Origin of the sequence: Mesorhizobium sp. M0968 (assembly GCF_040319065.1) — a bacterium.
Taxonomy (GTDB): domain Bacteria; phylum Pseudomonadota; class Alphaproteobacteria; order Rhizobiales; family Rhizobiaceae; genus Mesorhizobium.
Genome location: NZ_JAMYNL010000015.1, coordinates 118,319 through 132,967, shown reverse-complemented (window position 1 = coordinate 132,967; position 14,649 = coordinate 118,319). Strand labels below are relative to the sequence as shown.

The following is a 14,649-nucleotide window of genomic DNA, read 5'->3' as shown; positions in this document are numbered from 1 at the left end:
TACCGCTTGCGGCCGCATCTGCATGCACAGGAAGAAGATCAACGTCTCGACCGTGCTCGCCGGTCAGAGGCTGGGAATCAAGGAGATCGACGACGGCATTTGGCTCGTCAGCTTCATGCATTACGATCTCGGTTATATCGACTTGGAACAGAGGACCTTGCAGACCATCGACAACCCGTTCGGCACGAGGTTGTCACCCATGTCTTAAGTACAATCTGTTACCCATGTCTCCGGGTTGGACAATTTTATTGATGGTGAGCGCGATGGGATTCGAACCCATGACCTACTGATTAAAAGTCAGTTGCTCTACCGGCTGAGCTACGCGCTCCCGCGGGCTCAGAAAGGCCGCCCTCGAAATTGCGCGGAACATAGGGAGAGTGCCTCTGCCGGTCAACCGGAAAAAGACGGCTCGCAAACCGGACTGTCCTGCAGTGTCATCATGCCTTGCGGAGCGCTTCGGCGTCGACGGAACGGCCTCGTTCTCGCGCAAGACCGAAGCTCGCCCTCTATGCCGACAAAGGCAAGCAGCAAATCGGAAGAACCTTTGCGGATCAGCAGCTTGGGATTTTTGGCGGAACAATTTGCGCAGCCTGCCCGTTTCCCGCGATAAGGGACATGCGTTTCAAGGAGAAGACCATGAATAGGATCATGTCGGGCCTACTGGCGACCACTCTTTCGATCTCATTCGCTGCCGCGGAGATCGTGCCAGTCAACGCTCAGCCCAGCTATGCGCCCCCGGCCGAGGGGCTCACCTCGAATGTCCAGACCGTCCAGTACGAGCCGTGGCGGAGGCACCGGAATTTCAATCGCGATTTCTCGCGTCGCGATTTCCGTCGCAATTTTGCGCGTGACGACGGCATGTACTGGCGTGGCCATCGCGGCTATCGCGAATATCGTCGCGGCTATCGCCGTCACGGCGACTTCTGGTTCCCGCTGGCTGCGTTTGCTACCGGAGCGCTGATTACCGGCGCAATCGTCAACCAGAATCGTGTCTATCGTGGCGATGCCCACGTGCAGTGGTGCTATGATCATTATCGGAGCTATCGCGCTTCTGACAACACTTACCAGCCCAACTACGGTCCGCGCCGGCAGTGCCGGTCGCCTTACTGAGTCCCAGATTAGAGGCTGCAAGCCCGCGCCCGCAACGGCGCGGGTTTTTCATTAGTGCGAATCCGGTGGCATCCCTGCCTATTGCGCACTTAGCGTCCTGCGCACAGCGTGGCGCCAACCTGCCAGCTTGGCGGCACGTGTCGAAGCATCCATGTCCGGCTTGAACCGGCGCTCGAGCGCCCAGCTCCTGGCGAATTCCGCGGCCTTCGGCCAGACACCCGCCTTCGAGCCGGCCAGCCAAGCCGCACCGAGTGCTGTCGTCTCGAGAATTGTCGGCCGGTCGACCGGCGCATCGAGAATGTCGGCCAGCCGCTGCATCGTCCAGTCCGACGCCACCATGCCGCCATCGACCCTGAGCACGGTCTTGACCGAGGCGCCTTTCCAGTCCCGGCGCATGGCGTCAAGCAGATCGCGCGTTTGGAACGCAACGGATTCCAGTGCCGCGCGGGCAAATTCCGCCGGCCCCGAATTGCGGGTTAGCCCGAAGATGGCGCCGCGCGCCTCGGCATCCCAGTGCGGTGCGCCGAGCCCGACGAAAGCCGGCACCAGATAGACGTTCTGCGTTGGATCGGCTTCCGCAGCCAATTTGCCGCTCTGCTCGGCCTTGCCGATCACTTTGATGCCGTCCCGCAGCCATTGCACGGCGGCGCCGGCGATAAAGATCGAGCCCTCCAGCGCATAGGTGGTCTTGCCGTTCAGCCTGTAGGCGATGGTGGTCAAAAGCCGGTTCTTAGAACGCACCAGATCGCTTCCGGTGTTGAGCAGCGCAAAGCAACCGGTGCCGTAGGTCGACTTCATCATGCCTGGCTCGAAACAGGCCTGGCCGATTGCCGCCGCATGCTGGTCGCCGGCCACACCGAGGATTCTGATCTCCGCACCAAACAGGCTCTTGTCCGTGATTCCAAAATCGTCGGCACAATCTTTCACCTGTGGCAGCATTCTTGCAGGTATGCCAAGAATGGCCAGCAGCTCGTCGTCCCAGGCGTTTTGTTCGATGTTGTAGACCAGCGTGCGCGAGGCGTTGGTGGCGTCAGTGGCGTGGACCTTGCCGCCGGTCAGCCGCCAGATCAAAAAACTGTCGATGGTGCCGGCCAGCAGTTCGCCCTTCTCGGCGCATTTTCTGGCGCCCTTCACCTTGTCCAGCATCCAGGCGATCTTGGTGCCGGAGAAATAGGGATCGAGCAGCAGGCCGGTCTTTTTCGTGAATTTCTTCTCCAGCCCCAGCTTCTTCAGTTTCTGGCATAGCGGCGCGGTGCGACGATCTTGCCAGACAATCGCGTTGTGGATCGGCTTGCCGGTCTCCTTGTCCCAGATGACGACCGTTTCGCGCTGGTTGGTGATGCCGATCGCGGCGACTTCCGCTGCGTTGCGGCCGGCTGTCTTCAGCGCGGCCTTCACCGTTTCCACGACGCTTGCCCATATCTCCTCGGGATCGTGCTCGACCCAGCCGGAGGCCGGATAATATTGGGTGAATTCCTTTTGCCCGCTGCCGACGACCATCATCTTGTCGTCGAACAGGATCGCCCGGCTCGATGTCGTCCCCTGGTCGATTGCAAGGATATATCCGGTCATTCTCTGTCCCGTCGAAGCGAATTCAAGGTGCTGCGATGTCTCGACGCCAGATGGCGCGGAGCCGTTTACGCAAACAGGGGAGACGGCAACATGCCGCCTCCCCTGAGCATGGCGATGCGGGCGCGGACGCCCGCATCAAACGGCCCTATTGCTGCCAGCTCTTCACCAGCTCGTCGTAGTTGATGGTGACCGGCTTTTCCTTCTCGTTCTCGATCTTGAGCTGAGGAGCGAGATTGCCCTTCTTGACCGCGTCCGCATTCCAGTAGGCGAGGTCATGCTCTTCGGCCATCTTCGGGCCAATATCGCCCTGGACGCCCGACTTCTCGATGCGGCTCATCACCTTTTCCTGCTCGGCGCAGAGCGAGTCCATCGCTTCCTGCGCGCTCTTGGCGCCCGACGAAGCATCGCCGATCGCCTGCCACCAGAGCTGTGCCAGCTTCGGATAGTCCGGCACGTTGGTGCCGGTCGGCGACCACTGGACGCGCGCCGGCGAGCGGTAGAACTCGATCAGGCCGCCGAGCTTTGGCGCACGTTCGGTGAAGCTCTTGTCGTGGATCGTGCTCTCGCGGATGAAGGTCAGGCCGACATGGCTCTTCTTCACGTCGACCGTCTTCGAGGTGACGAACTGCGCGTAGAGCCAGGCGGCCTTGGCGCGGTCGGTCGGCGTCGACTTCATCAGCGTCCAGGAACCGACGTCCTGATAGCCGAGCTTCATGCCGTCCTTCCAGTAGACGCCATGCGGCGACGGCGCCATGCGCCACTTCGGCGTGCCGTCGTCGTTCAGCACCGCCTTGGCGCTGGCGTCGACCATGCTGGCCGTGAAGGCGGTGTACCAGAAGATCTGCTGGGCAACCGCGCCCTGCGCCGGAACTGGCCCCGATTCGGAGAAGGTCATGCCTTGGGCTTCCGCCGGTGCATAGGCCTTCAGCCAATCGAGGTACTTCTGGATGGCATAGACGGAAGCCGGACCATTGGTGTCGCCGCCGCGCGCCGTGCAGGAACCGACCGGACGCGAATTCTCGTCGACCTTGATGCCCCATTCGTCGACGGGCAGACCGTTCGGAATGCCCTTGTCGCCATTGCCGGCCATCGACAGCCAGGCGTCGGTGAACCGCCAGCCGAGCGACGGGTCCTTCTTGCCATAATCCATATGGCCGTAGACCTTCTTGCCATCGATCTCACGCCCGGTGAAGAACTCGGCGATGTCCTCATAGGCCGACCAATTGACCGGCACGCCGAGGTCGTAGCCGTATTTGGCCTTGAAGTCCGCCTTGTTCTTCTCGTCGTTGAACCAGTCGTAACGGAACCAGTAGAGGTTGGCGAACTGCTGGTCGGGAAGTTGGTAGAGTTTCTTGTCGGGCGCGGTGGTGAACGAAGTGCCGATGAAATCCTTCAGGTCGAGATTCGGGTTGGTGACATCCTTGCCGTCGCCTGCCATCCAGTCGGTCAGGTTGCGCACCTGCTGGTAGCGCCAGTGCGTGCCGATCAGATCGGAATCGTTGACCCAGCCGTCATAGAGGTTCTGGCCGGTCTGCATCTGGGTCTGGATCTTCTCGACGACGTCGCCTTCCTGGATGACGTCATGCGTAACCTTGATGCCGGTGATGGCCGTAAAGGCCGGCGCCAGCACCTGCGATTCATACTGATGCGTGGCGATGGTTTCGGAAACCACCTTGATATCCATGCCGGCGAAAGGTTTCGCGGCATCGATGAACCATTGCATCTCGGCTTCCTGGTCGGCGCGCGAAAGCGTCGAAAGGGGCCCGATTTCCTTATCGAGGAAGGCCTTGGCCTCGTCCATTCCGGCATAGGCATTGCTTGCCCCGAGCAATAGGACAAGCGCAGTTGTTGATGTCAAGAATTGCCGTCGCATGTATTTCCTCCACTGTTAAAGTTCAAAGTGCGATCTGGATCGGCGGCCGGCACGCCGCCGTTCCAACAGTTTCCCCCTCTATACGTAGCGGAACACGCCGACGGCGTAGACCACGGAGAGAGCGAGAGCCCACCACAGATTGGGTCCGACTAGACCCAGCCAAGCGAGATGGATAAAGGCGCTGCCAAGCAGCGACAGGAACAGGCGGTCGCCACGCGTCGTTTCGAACCGCAGCACGCCGACGCGCGGATTGCCGCCCGGCGAGACGTATTCCCACAACGCCATGCCGCAAAGCAGCAGAAAGATGGTTCCAAAGAAGGCCGCGGTCGGCCACGTCCAGGCCATCCACGAAAAATCGAGGTTGGACGAGAGGTTAAATCCCCACAGGCGGATATTAGCCGGATCGCTGAAGCCTACCGTTATTGCCACGAAATCGATTTGAAGTGCCACCCAGGCCACGACGACCAGGGCGAGAAGCAGCACGGCCCACCACCATGGGCTTCTGTCGACCTGCTCCATCATACCCTCCCCAGGGCAAAGCCCTTGGCGATGTAGTTGCGCACGAACCAGATGACGAGCGCGCCGGGAATCAGCGTCAGCACGCCGGCGGCGGCGAGCAGCCCCCAATCCATGCCGGCGGCCGAAACGGTGCGGGTCATGGTCGCGGCGATCGGCTTGGCATCGGTTGTCGTCAGCGTACGGGCGATCAAGAGCTCCACCCACGAGAACATGAAGCAGAAGAAGCACGCCACGCCGATGCCGCTCGCAATCAACGGCATGAAGATCTTGATGAAGAAGCGCGGGAACGAATAGCCGTCGATATAGGCGGTCTCGTCGATCTCCTTGGGCACGCCCGACATGAAGCCTTCGAGGATCCACACCGCCAGCGGCACGTTGAACAGGCAATGCGCCAGAGCCACGGCGATGTGGGTGTCGATAAGGCCGAAGGCCGAATAAAGCTGGAAGAATGGCAGCGCGAACACCGCCGGCGGCGCCATGCGGTTGGTCAGCAGCCAGAAGAACAGATGCTTGTCGCCGAGGAAGCGATAGCGCGAAAAGGCATAGGCAGCAGGCAGTGCCGCAGCCACCGAAATCACCATGTTCATAACCACATAGGTGATCGAGTTGATGTAGCCCGAATACCAGGACGCGTCGGTGAAGATGGTGCGGTAATTCGCCAATGTCGGTGCGTGCGGGTAGAGCGTCAGCGACGAGACGATCTCGCCATTGGTCTTGAAGCTCATATTGATGAGCCAGTAGATCGGCAAAAGCAGAACGATGATGTAGAGCGTCGGCACGATCCACCACCAACGCGACTCCTCGCCGCGACGGCGCATCAGCCGTGCGATCTCGTCCTGCCGTAGCGTGCTGGCGAGCCCTTCCGAAGCTGTCGTCTCGCTCACCCTATCGGCTCTCTCTTCGGTGCGGCTCATCTCAGCGCTCCGCGTCGTAATTGGTCATCACGGTGTAGAACACCCATGACAACAACAGGACGATAAGGAAGTAGACCAGCGACATCGCCGCCGCCGGGCCGAGGTCGAACTGGCCGAGCGCGGTCTTGACGAGATCGATCGAAAGAAAGGTCGTCGAGTTGCCGGGTCCGCCGCCGGTCACCACGAACGGTTCGGTGTAGATCATGAAGCTATCCATGAAGCGCAGCAGCACGGCGATCAGCAGCACGCGGTTCATCTTCGGCAGCTGGATGTAGCGGAACACCGCCCAGCGCGAGGCACCGTCGATCTTGGCCGCCTGATAAAAGGCATCCGGGATCGAGACCAGGCCGGCGTAGCAGAGCAGAACGACGAGGCTGGTCCAATGCCAGACGTCCATGATGATGACCGTGACCCAGGCGTCGTATGGGTCTTGCACATAATTATAGTCGATGCCGAGCGCGTTGATGTAATAACCGAGCAGGCCAATGTCGTTGCGCCCGAACACCTGCCAGATGGTGCCGACGACGTTCCACGGGATCAGCAGCGGCAACGCCATCAAAACAAGGCAAACAGGCACGCCCCAACCCTTCTTCGGCATATTGAGCGCAATGAAGATGCCGAGCGGCACTTCGATCGCCAGGATGATGAAGGAGAAGACAAGGTTGCGGATCATCGCCTGCCAGAAGCGGCTGGAGGAAAGCAGTTCCTCGAACCATTCCGTGCCGGCCCAGAAGAAGACGTTATTGCCGAAAGTGTCCTGCACCGAATAATTGACGACCGTCATCAGCGGTATGACCGCCGAGAACGCCACCAGCAGCAGCACCGGCAGCACCAGGAACCAGGCTCTGTTGTTCCAGGTCTTTTCCACTTCAGGCTCCCATCTCGACGCGCCAGGAATTGGCATAGATGTTGATGCCGGCCGGGTCGAACCGCACCTTCGGATCAGCCGGAACTGTCTCGTCCTCGCCGATGACGGCGGCGATCTCGCGCCCTTCAAGATTGGCACGGACCACCTTGTGGCGGCCGACGTCCTCGACCTTGCTGATCCGGACGGCCATGCCCTGGCTGCCTAGGCGCACATATTCGGGACGGATGCCGAGTTCGATGGCGCCGCCGCCCGCCTTGGGCACGCCCGGCAGTTCGATCTGCTGCGAGCCCAGCTTCGCTGTCTTGCCGTCGATCGCCACCGGCATGACATTCATGCCGGGCGAGCCGATGAAATAGCCGACAAAGGTGTGGCGCGGGTGCTCGAACAGCTCTGCCGGTGTGCCGATCTGCACGATTTCGCCGTCATACATGACGACCACCCTGTCGGCGAAGGTCAACGCCTCGGTCTGGTCGTGCGTGACATAGACCATGGTGTAGCCGAAGCGGCGGTGAAGCTGCTTCAACTGCGAGCGCAGCACCCATTTCATATGCGGGTCGATGACTGTCAAAGGCTCGTCGAACAGGATGGCATTGACGTCGGAGCGCACCAGCCCGCGTCCGAGCGAGATTTTCTGCTTCTGGTCGGCGGTCAGTCCGCGCGCCTTTCGTTCGGCCATATCGGCCAGCCCGGTCATCTCCAGCGTCTCGCGCACCTTGCGGTCGACGTCGGCCTCCGGCACGCCGCGATTGCGCAGCGGGAACGCCAGATTGTCGTAGACGGTCATCGTGTCGTAGATCACCGGGAACTGGAAGACCTGGGCGATGTTGCGCTCTTGGGTCGACAGATTGGTCACGTCCCTGCCGTTGAACAGCAGCTGGCCATGCGAGGGATGCAGCAATCCCGAAATGATGTTGAGCAGCGTGGTCTTGCCGCAGCCGGATGGGCCGAGCAGCGCATAAGCGCCGCCATCCTCGAAGGTGTGGTGCACTTCCTTCAGCGCGAAATCGGCATCCGTGCGCGGGTTCTGCAGATAGGAGTGGCGGATATGATTAACATCGATGCGCGCCATCGCTTCCTCCTAGGCCGCCAGCTTCGGCGCGGCCACGGCACGGCCGTGCTCGTCGAAGACCATGATGTGGCGCGGGTCGATGAACACCTCGACCTCCTCGTCCGGCTCGAAGTCGCGAATGCCATGGGTCAGCATGACCCAGCGCGCATCGGCAAAATCGAGATGGACGAAGCTTTCCGATCCGGTGATCTCGGTGATCGTCACCTTTGCGCGCACCGGCACTGCGGCGGCGTTGGGCCGATCGAGGGACAGATGATGCGGCTGGAAGCCGATCGTATAGATCGCATCGGCAATGCCGAAGAGTTCCGCCGGCACCGGCAATTTCACGCCGCCCTCGAGCAGGAAATCCAGACCCTTCTTGGCAAGCACGATGGTGTTGAGCGGCGGATCGGCGAAGGTTCTCGCCGTCACCAGATCAACCGGTTTGCGGAACACTTCGATGGTCGGCCCGAACTGGGTGATGCTGCCTTCGGAAAGCGTCGCCGTGTTGCCGCCGAGCAGCAAGGCTTCGTGCGGCTCGGTCGTGGCATAAACAAAGATTGTACCGGCGGCCGCGAAGACTTTCGGCAGTTCCGCGCGTAATTCTTCGCGCAGCTTGTAGTCGAGATTGGCGAGCGGCTCGTCGAGCAGCACGAGGCTGGCATTCTTGACGATCGCGCGGGCCAGCGCGGTGCGCTGCTGCTGGCCGCCCGACAGACTGAGAGGCGTCCGGTCGAGATAGGGCGTTAGTTTGAGAAGGGCGGCGGCATTGCGCACCTCCCTGTCGATCGCTGCCTGATCCGTGCCGGCCACCCGCAGCGGTGAGGCGATGTTTTCGTAGACCGTCATCGCCGGATAATTGATGAATTGCTGGTAGACCATGGCGACGTTGCGCTTTTGCACCGGCATGCCGGTGACATCCTTGCCATCAAACCAGACCGAGCCCGAGGTCGGCACGTCGAGGCCCGCCATCAGCCGCATCAGGCTGGTCTTGCCGGAGAGCGTCGGCCCGAGCAGGACGTTGAGCGAGCCGTGCTGAAGCGTCAGCGAGACGTCGCGGATATGTTCCGCCGCACCCACCGTCTTCGTCACGTTTCTCAGTTCAAGCATGATGCCTCCTCCCAGGCTTTCTGCATCAGTCGGCCGTTCCTATTCGGCAGCCGCTACGTGCTGCCGGCTTATTCCGCGCATGAACTCGTCGAGCACTGCCGCCTGCTCACGGCTGAGACGCAGGCCGCGCTTGGTCCGGCGCCACAATACATCCTCGGCAGTCATCGCCCATTCGTTTTCGACGAGGTAGCGCACCTCGGCTTCGTAGAGATCGGCGCCAAAGTTGCGGCCAAGATCGACGTTCGACTTGGCGAGGCCCAGCAGCTTCCTTGCGCGGGTGCCGTAGAGCCGGGTCAACCGGCGGGCCAGCCGGGCGTCGAGGAACGGGTACGCCGTTTTCAGTTTCGCCACCTCGGCATCGAAGCCGGTGACGGGAAAGTCACCGCCGGGCAGCGGTGCGTTTGCCGTCCATGGTTTGCCGCGCTTGCCGAGAAAACCCTCGATCTTCTCAAGCATCGATTCCGACAATCGGCGGTAGGTCGTGATCTTGCCGCCAAAGGCGTTGACAATCGGGGCGGCACCCTCGCCTCCATCGGCCTTCAGCACATAGTCTCGGGTGGCTTCCTGCGCCTTTGAGGCGCCATCGTCGTAGAGCGGTCGCACCGCGGAATAGGTCCAGACGATATCCGACGGCTTGACCGGCTGCGCGAAATATTCGCTTGCCGCAGCGCAGAGATAGTCGATCTCGGCGTCATTGATCCTGACGTTGTGCGGATCGCCGGGATAGTCACGGTCGGTGGTGCCGATGAGCGTGAACTCGTCCTCGTAAGGGATGGCGAAAATGATGCGCCCGTCCTTGTTCTGAAAGAAATAGGCGCGTGGGTCGTCGAATTTCTTGCCCACGACGATGTGGCTGCCTTGTACGAGGCGGACATTGTGCACGTCGTTCAGGCCGACGGTGGCCGACAGCACCTGATCGACCCACGGGCCGGCGGCATTGACCAGCAGCCGCGCCTTGACCTCCTCGGTATCGCCGGTCCGCACATTTTCAAGCCTGACCGTCCAGAGATTGCCTTCGCGGCGTGCGCTGACGACCTTTGTTCGGGTTCGAATGGTTGCACCGCGTTCGGCAGCGTCGCGGGCGTTCAACACAACCAGCCGGGCATCGTTGACCCAACCGTCCGAATATTCGAACGCCTTTCGAAACAGCGGCTTCAGCGGCTTGCCGGCCGGATCCTTAGCCATGTCCAGCGTTTTCGTCGGCGGCAGCAATTTGCGCCCGCCAATATGGTCGTAGAGGAAAAGCCCGAGCCGGATCAGCCAGGCCGGACGCAGCCCCTTGGCGTATGGCAGCACGAAGCGCATCGGCCAGATGATGTGCGGCGCGTTCCTCCACAGGACCTCGCGTTCCATCAGCGCTTCGCGTACCAGGCGGAATTCGTAGAATTCGAGATAGCGCAAGCCGCCATGGATCAGTTTGGTCGAGCCGGAAGAGGTCCCGCTGGCCAGATCGTTCATCTCGGCAAGAAAGACCGAAAAGCCACGTCCAACGGCATCGCGGGCGATGCCGCAGCCATTGATGCCGCCACCGATGACGAAAATGTCATGAATCGGTGATGCGCTCAAAGAATCCTCCCTCGATTTCGCATTGCAGCATTTTTGGGTTCTTGCGAAACCGTACGGGAATTATTTCGAAATGATAACGAATGTCAAACGAAATGTGATAGGCGGAAGATGCCGCGACGGCATCTCTAGGATAGCGACGTTTCGATCAGCTGAACTTCTGCCTCCTGGCAGATCTTACGCACCGACGGGATGTCGCAACGATCGGTGATAAAGGTGTTGACCTGCGACAGATGGCCGATGCGGACGGGCGCGGTGCGCTCGAATTTGGTCTGGTCCGACACCAGGATCACATGTCGGGCGTTGGCGATGATCGCCTGAGCCACCTTCACCTCGCGAAAATCGAAGTCGAGCAGTGCGCCGTCATGGTCGATGGCCGAGGCGCCGATCACCGCAAAATCGACCTTGAACTGCCTGATGAAATCGACCGCGGCCTCGCCGACCACACCGCCGTCGGAACCGCGCACGACACCGCCGGCGATCACCACCTCGATCGAAGGATATATGCGCATCCTGTTGGCAACATTGATGTTATTGGTGATGACCATCAGGCCGCTGTGATCGAGAAGCGACTTGCTGACAGCTTCCGTCGTTGTCCCAATATTGATGAACAGAGACGCGTTGTCGGGGATCAGCCGGGCTGCTGCGCGGCCGATCGCCTCCTTCTCCTCGGCGGCGATCTTGCGCCGAGCCTCATATTCCATGTTCTCGATGCCGGAGGGGAACAATGCCCCGCCATGGATGCGGGACAAAAGCCGCTGGTCGCAGAGATCGTTGAGATCCTTGCGGATCGTCTGCGGCGTCACGTTGAAATGCGTCGCCAGCTCCTCGACCAGTACGCGGCCATGGTCCTTGGCCATCTGGATGATTTCGGAATGACGCGGCGACAGATACATCTAGCAACCCTCTCATTTTCGTTTTTCTCGTCTATAGCTGAAAACGAAAGCCATGAACAGGTATGGGCCGGCTAATGAAAATCGGACGACTGCAGCGAGAAAAGCTCCGGCGCGATCTCGACGAGGCTATCAACTCAGCCCACGCGCGATCTCAGTGATGACCTCGAACGCAGTATCGACGTCCGCCGCAGTCGTTTCGAACTGCCCGACCTGAAAGCGGATCGCCACCTGCCCGTCCACCCGGGTCTGCGTCAGGTAAATGCGGCCGTCATCGTTGATCGCGCTGACCAACCGCAAATTGTGCTCGTCAGAGTCGATGGCCGCAGCCGCGAGATGGCGGAATGAGAATAGCGACAGCATCGGTTCCGTGACGATCTCGAAATCCGGTTCCCGAGCCAGCCGCGCGGCGAGGCTCTCGCTCCAGGCAACATGGTTGCGGATCATGTTCCGCAGATTTTCCAAGCCATGCGCACGCAGCAGGAACCAAAGTTTCAGAGCGCGGAACCTCCGTCCGAGCGGCACCGACCATTCGGAGTAGTTGATGACCCCGTCGCGGCCATGCGTTTTCAGGAATTCGGGCTTGATCGCCAGCGTGCGGACCAGGTCTTCCGGCTGGCGGATGAACTGCATCGAGCAATCGAACTGTGCCCCCAACCATTTATGCGGGTTGAAGACGATGGAATCGGCATTTTCGGCGCCGGTCCAGAAATGCCGGAACTCGTGGCAGATCATGGCGGAGCCGGCCCATGCGGCATCGACATGCAGGTAGAGCCCGTGCCGCTTCGCCACCTCGGCAACAGCCGCCACATTGTCGGTGCCGCCGGTACTTGTGCCGCCGACGCTGGCGATGATGCCCGCCGGCAGCATGCCGTTTTCGCGGTCGGTAACGATCGCGGCTTCCAGAGCCGCCGTCTGCATGGCGCGGAAGCGTCCGGCGACCGGAATGCGCACGAGGTTCGCCTCGCCGATGCCCGACACCCAGATCGCCCGGTCGATAGAAGTATGGACCTGGTCGGAAGAATAGATCCGCACGACCGGCTGCCCTTGCAAGCCGTTCTTGTTGCCTTGCCAGTCGAGCGCGCGCTCGCGCATTGTCAGCACGGCGGCAAGCGTCGCCGATGAAGCCGAATCCTGCATGACGCCGGAAAATCCCTCCGGCAAACCAAGCGCCTGCCGCATCCAGTCGACGACACGCGTCTCGAGCTCGGTTGCCGCCGGCGAGGTCTGCCAGAGCATGCATTGCGCGGCCATCGCGGAAACCAGATACTCGGCCACGACGGAGACCGGTGCCGCGTTAGCCGGGAAATAGGCGAAGAAACGCGGATGCTGCCAGTGCGTCATGCCCGGCAAGATCTTTTGTTCGAAATCGGCGAAGATTGCCTGCATCGTTTCGCTGTCTTCCGGCGGCGCGGCATCGATGCTTTTGAAGATTTCGCCCGGCTCGACAAGCGGCCGCACCGGTGTTTCGCGAAGGCCGTTTCTGTAGTCGACGCCCCATTCAGCCGCTCGCAGCGACCATTCGCGGAATTCGTTGCTATTCATCTTCGCCTCCGTAGCGCCTCATCGAGCCGCGATCAAAGAGCACGAAAAACGAAGGTTTTCATTCGGGAAAATCAGGCAGACTGGCAAAGGCGGTCTTCAGCGCGTTCGACCAGCTATCCGAGATCGTACGATAATATTGATCGTCCTGGGTTATTCGCTTTTTGAGGCCGACCTTGAAAGTGTCCTTTTCATAGAACAGCAGGTCGAGCGGCAGGCCGACCGACAGGTTCGACTTCAGCGTCGAGTCGAACGACACCAGCAGCAACTTCACCGTCTCGGCGAAACTCATGGTCCTTTCATACGCACGGATAATGATCGGCTTGCCGTATTTGGTCTCACCGATCTGGAAGAACGGCGTGTCGTCGGTGGATTCGATGAAATTGCCTTCCGGATAGATCATGAACAGGCGCGGCGCGCTGCCCTTGATCTGACCGCCGAGGATGAAGGAGGCGTTGAAGTAGGAATCCGCCTTTTCGCCCGCCGGCGACGAACTGGCGATGACCTCCTTGACGGTGTCTCCGACCAACCGGACTGTCTGGTACATGGAGGGCGTTTCGAGCAGTGTGGCACGGCGCTCCGCCACTGCCTTGGTGCGTTCGTCGAGCAGGCTGACCACGGCCTGCGTCGTCGCCAGATTGCCGGCCGACATCAAAACGATGACGCGCTCGCCCGGCTCTTCCCAGACATGCATCTTCCTGAAGGTCGAGATCGAATCCATGCCGGCGTTGGTGCGCGTGTCCGACATGAACACGAGCCCGCGATCGATCTTCAGGCCGACGCAATAGGTCATCGAATCTCTTTGGCAACAATCTTGCCGGGGATTACTGCTCCACGGTGACGGTGACCGCAAGCTGTTCTTCCGCCTGTCCCAGCCGAATTCCAGATACCGGCGTGGCGTCGCGATAATCGCGGCCGGTCGCCACCTTCACATAACGCTCGTCCGGAGAAATGCCGTTGGCGACATCGAAGGCGACCCAGCCGAGGCCCGAGATATGCGCCTCGGCCCAGGCGTGGCTTGCCGCCTGCTCGATGGCCGCATCCATCATCAGGTAGCCGCTGATATAGCGGGCCGGAAAATCCATGGCACGCGCCGCGGCAACGAAGATGTGGCTGTGGTCCTGGCAAACGCCGGTCTTGAGCGCCAAGGCCTCTTCGGCCGGCGTCGTCACGTTGGTGGTGTCCGGCGTATAAGCGACGCGCTCGCCGATCACCGCCATCAACCGGTGCAGCCTTTCGATGTCGGTACCCTTGCCGACCGAGGCAGCAAGCTCGCGAATGCCGCTTCCGATCGTCGTCAGCGGCGTTTCCTGGCCGAACAGCCAGAGCGGCGCGAAACCCTGGTGCGGTCCGCAGACGCCAGCGGTGTCGCGCGTCACCACTTCGCCGGCTGCTTCGACGGTGATGAAGTCGCGCTCGCCCTCGACGCTCAACAGCCGGGTATCATTGCCGAAATGGTCGGTGAAGCGCACTTCCTCGCGTGCGCCTTCGATCCTCAGCGCCCAGGACAGCACCGTCTGGGTGCGCCCGTTCACCGGGAGCAGCCGCAAACGCTGCAACAGATAATGCACCGGCGCATCGTAGCGGTATTCCGTCAGGTGGGTGATCTTCAGCCGCATCGCACTCGTCCCTGGAGC

Annotated in this window: 14 protein-coding genes and 1 tRNA gene; 2 read left to right on the top strand and 13 right to left on the bottom strand. The window is 60.9% G+C overall.

Features of this window, described 5'->3' with window-relative positions; all coding sequences use genetic code 11:
- Window positions 1–208 (top strand): transposase (locus NKH67_RS23245; RefSeq protein WP_502893796.1); only part of this gene is annotated, 208 nt, incomplete at its 5' end.
- Between the two features lie 44 nt (window positions 209–252).
- Here NKH67_RS23245 and NKH67_RS23240 read toward each other — a convergent pair.
- A tRNA-Lys gene (locus NKH67_RS23240) sits at window positions 253–328 on the bottom strand.
- Window positions 329–636: 308 nt separating this feature from the next.
- On the opposite strand from NKH67_RS23240, the gene NKH67_RS23235 reads away from it, so the two are divergent.
- The gene (locus NKH67_RS23235) at window positions 637–1,110 is read left to right on the top strand and encodes a BA14K family protein (RefSeq protein ID WP_352502512.1); all 474 of its coding nucleotides are present in this window, start codon (window positions 637–639) and stop codon (window positions 1,108–1,110) included.
- Between the two features lie 78 nt (window positions 1,111–1,188).
- On the opposite strand, the gene glpK is transcribed toward NKH67_RS23235, so the two are convergent.
- From glpK to NKH67_RS23175, 12 genes are all read right to left on the bottom strand, one after another.
- Window positions 1,189–2,682 (bottom strand): glycerol kinase GlpK, encoded by a 1,494-nt coding sequence (glpK, locus tag NKH67_RS23230; protein ID WP_352502511.1) that lies wholly within the window; start codon window positions 2,680–2,682, stop codon window positions 1,189–1,191.
- 145 nt (window positions 2,683–2,827) lie between these two features.
- Window positions 2,828–4,555 carry an ABC transporter substrate-binding protein gene (locus NKH67_RS23225; protein ID WP_352471681.1) on the bottom strand — a complete coding sequence of 576 codons (1,728 nt, stop codon included), beginning with the start codon at window positions 4,553–4,555 and terminating at the stop codon, window positions 2,828–2,830.
- 78 nt (window positions 4,556–4,633) lie between these two features.
- Window positions 4,634–4,900, bottom strand: coding sequence for a DUF2160 domain-containing protein (locus NKH67_RS23220; protein ID WP_352471796.1), 267 nt, complete (start codon window positions 4,898–4,900; stop codon window positions 4,634–4,636).
- A 173-nt stretch (window positions 4,901–5,073) separates the two neighbouring features.
- Complete coding sequence (locus NKH67_RS23215) at window positions 5,074–5,988, bottom strand: carbohydrate ABC transporter permease (RefSeq protein ID WP_352448784.1); 915 nt, start codon at window positions 5,986–5,988, stop codon at window positions 5,074–5,076.
- 1 nt (window position 5,989) lies between these two features.
- A complete protein-coding gene (locus NKH67_RS23210) occupies window positions 5,990–6,856 on the bottom strand; it encodes a carbohydrate ABC transporter permease (protein ID WP_352502510.1) in 867 nt (288 codons plus the stop codon).
- Window position 6,857: 1 nt separating this feature from the next.
- Entirely contained in the window at window positions 6,858–7,925 is a 1,068-nt protein-coding gene (locus NKH67_RS23205) for an ABC transporter ATP-binding protein (protein WP_352502509.1), read from the bottom strand.
- Between the two features lie 9 nt (window positions 7,926–7,934).
- On the bottom strand, window positions 7,935–9,014 hold the full coding sequence (locus tag NKH67_RS23200; RefSeq protein WP_352502508.1) for an ABC transporter ATP-binding protein: 1,080 nt from the start codon (window positions 9,012–9,014) through the stop codon (window positions 7,935–7,937).
- Window positions 9,015–9,053: 39 nt separating this feature from the next.
- A complete protein-coding gene (glpD, locus tag NKH67_RS23195; RefSeq protein ID WP_023674890.1) occupies window positions 9,054–10,580 on the bottom strand; it encodes a glycerol-3-phosphate dehydrogenase in 1,527 nt (508 codons plus the stop codon).
- A gap of 125 nt (window positions 10,581–10,705) precedes the next feature.
- Window positions 10,706–11,473, bottom strand: coding sequence for a DeoR/GlpR family DNA-binding transcription regulator (locus NKH67_RS23190; RefSeq protein WP_023674889.1), 768 nt, complete (start codon window positions 11,471–11,473; stop codon window positions 10,706–10,708).
- Window positions 11,474–11,602: 129 nt separating this feature from the next.
- Window positions 11,603–13,015, bottom strand: coding sequence for a pyridoxal phosphate-dependent decarboxylase family protein (locus NKH67_RS23185; RefSeq protein ID WP_352502507.1), 1,413 nt, complete (start codon window positions 13,013–13,015; stop codon window positions 11,603–11,605).
- Between the two features lie 58 nt (window positions 13,016–13,073).
- A complete protein-coding gene (locus tag NKH67_RS23180; protein WP_254817354.1) occupies window positions 13,074–13,805 on the bottom strand; it encodes a proteasome-type protease in 732 nt (243 codons plus the stop codon).
- A 31-nt stretch (window positions 13,806–13,836) separates the two neighbouring features.
- Window positions 13,837–14,631, bottom strand: coding sequence for a transglutaminase family protein (locus NKH67_RS23175; protein ID WP_352502506.1), 795 nt, complete (start codon window positions 14,629–14,631; stop codon window positions 13,837–13,839).
- Window positions 14,632–14,649 lie beyond the last annotated feature (18 nt).